Consider the following 6,390-nt stretch of genomic DNA (forward strand, 5'->3'; position numbering starts at 1 on the left):
TGGCGATGCCCAACGGCGGCCTGCCGCAGGCGGCCTCGGCCGTGCCGCCCTCGAACGAGCAGATCCTGCGCGTCGAGGACCTCACGGTCTCCTTCGACGGCTTCAAGGCGGTCGACGGCCTGAGCCTCTCGGTCGAGCGCAACGAACTGCGCGTGATCATCGGCCCGAACGGCGCGGGCAAGACCACGCTGCTCGACATGGTCTGCGGCAAGACCCGGCCCAGCGCGGGCCGGGTGCTGTTCAACGGCCAGGACCTGGGCCGCATGAACGAGCACGAGATCGTGCGCGCCGGCGTGGGCCGCAAATTCCAGACGCCCTCGGTCTACGAGGACCTCACGGTGCTCGAGAACTTCGAGATCTCGCTGCCGCGCATGCACGGCCTGTGGCAGTCGCTGAGCTTCCGCCGCACCCGCGCGCTGCGCGAGCGCATCGAGGCGATGGCCACCGAGGTGTTCCTGCTCGAGCGCCTCGACCGCCGCGCGGGCCAGCTGAGCCACGGCCAGAAGCAGTGGCTCGAGATCGGGATGCTGCTGATGCAGGAGCCCGAGCTGCTGCTGCTCGACGAGCCCGTGGCCGGCATGAGCCCGCGCGAGCGCGAGCAGACCGGCGACCTGCTGCGCCGCATCTCGGTGGGCAAGTCGGTGGTGGTGATCGAGCACGACATGGATTTCGTCAAGCGCATCGCGCACCGCGTGACCGTGCTGCACCAGGGCCGGCTGCTCAGCGAGGGCACGGCCGCCGAGGTGCAGGCCGACCCGCGCGTGATCGACGTCTACCTCGGCCATTGAAGGAGCCCAACGCATGCTCGAAGTCTCCGCACTCGATGTCGCCTACGGCGAGTCGCACGTGATCCACGATGTCTCGCTGCGCGTCGCGCCCGACGAGGCGGTCGCCGTCATGGGCCGCAACGGCATGGGCAAGACCACGCTGCTGAAGTCGCTGATCGGCCTCTTGCCCGCGCGCGGCGGCAGCATCCGCCTGAACGGCACCGAGCTCACCCGGCTGCCGAGCCACCAGCGCGTGGCGCATGGCCTGGCCTTCGTGCCGCAGGGCCGCATGGTGTTCCCGCACCTCACGGTGGAACAGAACATCCTCTCGGGTGCCGCGCGCTCGGGCCACCGCACGGTGCCCGACTACCTCTACCGCTTCTTCCCGGTGCTGCAGGACATGAAGCAGCGCAAGGCCGGCAACCTCTCGGGCGGCCAGCAGCAGATGCTGGCGATCGCGCGCGCGCTGATCTCCGAGCCCAGGGTGCTGATCCTCGACGAGCCCACCGAGGGCATCCAGCCTTCGATCATCAAGGAGATCGCGCAGACGCTGAACGTGCTGCGCGGCGAGCGCGGCTTCGCGATCGTGGTGTCGGAGCAGGTGCTGAGCTTCGCGCTCGCGCTGGCCGACCGCTTCCTCGTGATCGACCGCGGCCGCCTGGTGCACGACGAGGCGCGCGCCACGCTCGACCAGGACAAGGTCCGCTCTTTCCTCACTGTCTGAACCCCTTCCCTTCCCAACCACCCCTTCAGGAGCAGCGTCATGAGACATGGTGATATTTCGAGCAGCAACGATTGCGTCGGCGTCGCGGTCGTCAACTACAAGATGCCCCGCCTTCACACCAAGGCCGAGGTGCTCGACAACGCGCGCAAGATCGGCGAGATGCTGGTCGGCATGAAGAAAGGTTTGCCCGGCATGGACCTGGTGATCTTTCCCGAGTACTCCACGCACGGGATCATGTACGACGCCAAGGAGATGTACGACACGGCCGCCTCGGTGCCCGGCGAGGAGACCGCGATCTTCGCCGACGCCTGCCGGCGCGCCAACGTCTGGGGCGTGTTCTCGCTGACCGGCGAGCGCCACGAGGAGCATCCGAACAAGGCGCCCTACAACACGCTGATCCTCATGAACAACCAGGGCGAGATCGTCCAGAAGTACCGCAAGATCATGCCGTGGGTGCCGATCGAGGGCTGGTACCCGGGCGACTGCACCTACGTGAGCGAAGGCCCCAAGGGCATGAAGATGAGCCTGATCATCTGCGACGACGGCAACTATCCCGAGATCTGGCGCGACTGCGCGATGCGCGGCGCCGAGCTCATCATCCGCTGCCAGGGCTACATGTACCCGGCCAAGGAGCAGCAGATCCTGGTGTCGAAGGCGATGGCCTTCATGAACAACACCTACGTGGCGGTGGCCAACGCGGCCGGCTTCGACGGCGTGTACTCGTACTTCGGCCACTCGGCGCTGATCGGCTTCGACGGCCGCACGCTCGGCGAATGCGGCGAGGAGGAGATGGGCATCAACTACGCCGAGCTCTCGATGGGCCTGATCCGCGACGCGCGGCGCAACGGCCAGTCGCAGAACCACCTGTTCAAGCTGGTGCACCGCGGCTACACCGGCACCATCAACTCGGGCGACGGCGACAAGGGCGTGGCGGCCTGCCCCTACAACTTCTACACCCAGTGGATCAACGACCCCGAGGGCACGCGCGAAATGGTGGAGTCGTTCACGCGCAGCACGGTGGGCACGCCCGAATGCCCGATCGAGGGGATTCCGAACGAGCCGGCGAAGCACCGTTGAGCGGGAGCCACGACACGCCATGAACGCACCCGTGCACGATCCGCTCGCGGCCTGGCGCATCGAGTCCGAGCCCTTCTACCGGCCCGCGGGCAATGAGGTGGCGCTGTACCGGCAGGCCTGGCGCCACCGCATGCCGCTGATCCTCAAGGGGCCGACCGGCTGCGGCAAGACGCGCTTCGTCGAGCACATGGCGTGGTCGCTGGGCCGGCCGCTGGTGACGCTGGCCTGCAACGAGGACATGACGGCCTCGGACCTGGTCGGGCGCTACCTGCTCGACGCCGACGGCACGGCCTGGCACGACGGGCCGCTGACGCTGGCGGTGCGCCATGGCGGCATCTGCTACCTCGACGAGGTGGTGGAGGCGCGGCAGGACACGACGGTGGTGATCCATCCGCTGACCGACGCGCGCCGCATCCTGCCGCTCGACAAGAAGGGCGAGCTGGTGCGCGCGCATCCAGACTTCCAGCTCGTGGTGTCGTACAACCCCGGCTACCAGAGCAGCGCCAAGGACCTCAAGCCCTCGACGCGCCAGCGCTTCGCGGCGCTGGAGTTCGACTACCCCGACGCCGTGCTCGAGGCCGAGATCGTGGCGCACGAGGCCGGCATCGACACCGCGCTGGCCGCGAAGCTGGTGGCGGTCGCGCACTGCTCGCGCGAACTCAAGCACCGCGGGCTCGACGAGGGCGTGTCGACGCGCATGCTGATCTACGCGGGCGTGCTGATCCGCGACGGCGTGACGCCGCGCGAGAGCTGCGAGATGACGATGACGCGCGCGCTGACCGACGACCCCGACATGGCGAGCGCGCTGCAGGGCTTCGTCGAGGCCCAGTTCGGATGACGCGCGACACCGGCAGCTTCGCCGCGCTGGGGCTGCTCGCGCGCGGGCTCGCCGGCATGGCGCTCGAGGTGCAGCCGCTGGTGGCCGGCGCGAAGCCGGGCACGCGCGCGGTGCTCGCGGCCGGGCGGCTGCTGGTTCCCGAGGACAGCCCGCCGGCACTGCGCCGCGCGATGGTCGCGCATGCGGTGGCGCACCTGCGGCATTCGACGCCCGCGCGCCGCGCGAACACGCTGCGGCCGATGGGCATCGCGCTGGTGTCGGCGATCGAGGACGCGCGCGTCGAGCGGCTGCTGGTGCGCGACTTCCCCGGCCTGCATGGCTGGTTCGCCGACGCGCTGCCGCCCGCGCCCGATCCGCTCGACCTGCGCTTCGAGGCGCTGCTGCTGCGCATGGACCGGCTGCTGCTGCGGCCCGAGCTGCACGACGGCAGCCACTGGGTCGAGAAGGCGCGCCGGCTGTTCGAGGACACCGCGGCGCGCGCGGGTCTCGCGGACTACGAGGCCTTCCGCGCGATCGCCTCGATCCTCGCCAACGACCTGGGCCAGATGCGCGTGCGCTTCGAGCCTCAGGGTTACGCGGTGCCCGCGCCCTGGCGCGACGACAACAGCTGGCTCTGGGACTTCGGCGCCGACGCGACGCCGCCACCGCCCGACGAGGCGATCGCACTGCAGCAGTCGGGCGCGCGCATGCCGCCGCCCTCCGACGCGGGCGATGCGGCCGCCGGCGCGCCACCCGAATTCGGCGACATGGAGCTGGGCCGCTACACCTATCCCGAATGGGACCGCCGCCTCGAGCGCCTGCGCCCCGACTGGTGCACGGTGATCGAGAAGCTTCCCGGGTGGCAGGGCCTGCTGCCAGCGCAGGCACAGGCCGCCCTGCGCGCCGAGAGCCTGCCGCCGCTGGCGCTGCCGCGCGCGCGCCACCTCGACCGCCGGCTCCGGCTGCGCCGGCAATGGGAGGGCGACGACATCGACCTCAATGCGGCGATCGAGGTGCTGGTCGAGCGGCGCCAGCGGCTGCGTCCCGACGCGCGCTTGTTCATGCGCCCCGGCAAGGCGCCGCGGCCATCGAGCGTGCTGGTGCTGCTCGACCTGTCGGCCTCGGCCAACGATGCGGGCCCGCACGGACTGTCGCTGCTCGAGATCGAGAAGCAGGCCGCGCTGATGCTCGCCGCCGCGCGGCTGCGCGGCGCCGACCGGCTCGCGGTGCACGGCTTCTCGTCGAACACGCGCGCCGAGGTCTACTACTACCGGCTGCTCGAGTTCGGCCAGCCGCTCTCGCCGCCCGCGCGCGCGACCATCGGCGCGGTGCGCGGCCGCTACTCGACGCGCATGGGCGCTGCGCTGCGGCATGCGGCGGCGCTGCTCGAGGACGAGCCCGCGGGCCAGCGCGCGATCCTTTTGGTGACCGACGGCGCGCCGGCCGACATCGACGTGCACGATCCGAAGTACCTCGTCGAGGATGCGCGCGAAGCGGTGGCCGAGGCGCGCGGCGCGGGCGTGCGCACTGCCTGCATCGCGGTCGATGCCGCGGCCGACGCCTATGTGCGGCGCATCTTCGGCTGGCGCAACTATTGCATCGCCGACGATGCGCGCAGCCTGCCGGCGCGGCTCGCGCGCATGAGCGCGCGGCTGGCCGCGGCCCACTGACGAAAGCATCGAACTGCGATAGGGTGGAGCCCCGAACGAATTCCACACGAGACAGAAAAGACATGACGGCCCCTCACCCCTCACGGACGACCGCCCATGGCTGACAAGGATCCCATCCGCGTCGGCATCCTCTATTCGGAAACCGGCGTCACCTCGACCATCGGCCTGTCGCAGCTGCAGGGCGCGCTGCTCGGCATCGAGGAGATCAACGCGGCCGGCGGCATCGACGGCCGCGAGCTGGTCGCCGTGCGCCACGACCCGCAGTCGAACCCGGCGCGCTATGCGCAGCTGGCCGAGAAGCTGATCGTGCAGGACCGGGTCAACGTGATCTTCGGCTGCTACATGTCGAGCAGCCGCAAGGCGGTGATCCCGGTGATCGAGAAGTGGAACAAGCTGCTGTTCTACCCGACGCTCTACGAGGGCTTCGAGTATTCGGGCAACGTGATCTACACGGGCGCGGCGCCGAACCAGAACAGCGTGCAGCTCGCGGAGTTCATGACGACGAACTTCGGCGCGCGGGTCTACCTGATCGGCTCCGACTACATCTACCCCTACGAGTCGAACCGGATCATGGGCGAGCTGGTGATGCAGCGCCCCGGCAGCGAAAAACTCGGCGAGCACTATGCGGCGCTCGACGCGACCGAGAAGGACTACCGGGCCATCATGGCCGACATCCGCGACAAGCAGCCCGACTTCATCTTCTCGACGGTGGTGGGCGACTCCACCGCGAGCCTGTACCGCGCCTATGCCGAGGCCGGCTTCGACCCGAAGCGCATGCCGATCGCGAGCCTCACGACCTCCGAGGCCGAAATCTCGCAGATGGGGCGCGGGGTGGCGACAGGGCACTTCACGGCGGCACCCTACTTCCAGTCGATCGACTCGCCGGCCAACCAGCGCTGCCTGGCGCAACTGCGCGCGCGCTTCGGCGACGGCTGCGTACCCAACCTGTGCTGGGAAGCGGCCTACTTCCAGATGCACATCTACGCCAATGCCTTCGCGCAGGCGGGCAGCGACGGCATCGCGGAGATCCTGCCGCACATCCTGGGGGCCGAGTTCGATGCGCCGCAGGGGCGGGTGAAGATCGACCCGTCGAACCACCACACCTGTCTCTATCCGCGCATCGGGCGTGTGGATGCGCAGGGGCAGTTCACCATCGTTCGGCAGGCTACGCGTGCCGTGTATCCCGATCCGTATCTGGTGACGCATTCGCTCGGGGACTGGACTGCGCGGCTCGATACGCTGGAGGTTTAGGGTGGAACGTGCTTTCTACCGTTGTGAGGGGGCTCACGCCGACGGGGTACTCCCCTCCGCGAATGTCCCCCGGCCTGCGGCCTC

General features: G+C 69.5%; 6 protein-coding genes. All 6 read left to right on the forward strand.

Annotation, left to right across the window (positions count from 1 at the left end; translation table 11 throughout):
* Positions 1-5 precede the first annotated feature (5 nt).
* Positions 6-788: an urea ABC transporter ATP-binding protein UrtD gene (urtD, locus tag ACODT0_RS09110; protein ID WP_261212072.1), complete on the forward strand. Its 783-nt coding sequence runs from the start codon at positions 6-8 to the stop codon at positions 786-788.
* 13 nt (positions 789-801) lie between these two features.
* Positions 802-1,491 (forward strand): urea ABC transporter ATP-binding subunit UrtE, encoded by a 690-nt coding sequence (gene urtE, locus ACODT0_RS09115; protein ID WP_489041099.1) that lies wholly within the window; start codon positions 802-804, stop codon positions 1,489-1,491.
* 39 nt (positions 1,492-1,530) lie between these two features.
* Positions 1,531-2,568 (forward strand): aliphatic amidase, encoded by a 1,038-nt coding sequence (locus tag ACODT0_RS09120; RefSeq protein WP_209540343.1) that lies wholly within the window; start codon positions 1,531-1,533, stop codon positions 2,566-2,568.
* 19 nt (positions 2,569-2,587) lie between these two features.
* On the forward strand, positions 2,588-3,406 hold the full coding sequence (locus ACODT0_RS09125) for a CbbQ/NirQ/NorQ/GpvN family protein (protein ID WP_057592371.1): 819 nt from the start codon (positions 2,588-2,590) through the stop codon (positions 3,404-3,406).
* Entirely contained in the window at positions 3,403-5,055 is a 1,653-nt protein-coding gene (locus tag ACODT0_RS09130; protein ID WP_489041100.1) for a nitric oxide reductase activation protein NorD, read from the forward strand. The genes ACODT0_RS09125 and ACODT0_RS09130 overlap by 4 nt, the downstream gene beginning before the upstream one ends.
* A gap of 96 nt (positions 5,056-5,151) precedes the next feature.
* Positions 5,152-6,306, forward strand: a complete 1,155-nt coding sequence (locus ACODT0_RS09135) for an ABC transporter substrate-binding protein (protein ID WP_057592369.1) — start codon at positions 5,152-5,154, stop codon at positions 6,304-6,306.
* Positions 6,307-6,390: the final 84 nt, after the last annotated feature.

Source organism: Variovorax sp. FG153, assembly GCF_057809595.1.